Here is a 238-nt window from a genome sequence, read left to right as displayed (position 1 = left end):
CCCGCGCCCGCCTGCGCGAGCTGGTCGCGTTCCCACGACAGCCGCCCGACCATCGCCTCGGCGTCGCGGTTCAGCGCCGCCTCGCGCTCGATGTCGCGGTCGAGCTGGGCTGCGCGGGCCGCCAGCGTTACTATGGCCTTCGCCGCGCGGGCGTCGGCTTCGTCCAGCGCCTCGCGTTCGACCTGCGCGCGCGACAGGATCGCGCTCGCCACGGTTTCCTCGTCGCGCAAGGGGGGCA

Annotated in this window: 1 protein-coding gene; it reads right to left on the bottom strand. The window is 75.2% G+C overall.

Annotation, left to right across the window (positions count from 1 at the left end):
• The coding region (locus MJ643_RS31235) for a hypothetical protein (protein WP_247727391.1) at window positions 1-212 on the bottom strand (212 nt) is incomplete at its 3' end.
• Between the last annotated feature and the right edge of the window lie 26 nt (window positions 213-238).

It is taken from the genome of Pseudomonas sp. PNPG3, from assembly GCF_023093815.1.
GTDB classification, from domain to species: Bacteria; Pseudomonadota; Gammaproteobacteria; order Pseudomonadales; family Pseudomonadaceae; genus Aquipseudomonas; species Aquipseudomonas asiatica.
The sequence above is the reverse complement of the archived record's forward strand: the minus strand, read 5'-3'. Positions and strand labels throughout refer to the sequence as shown.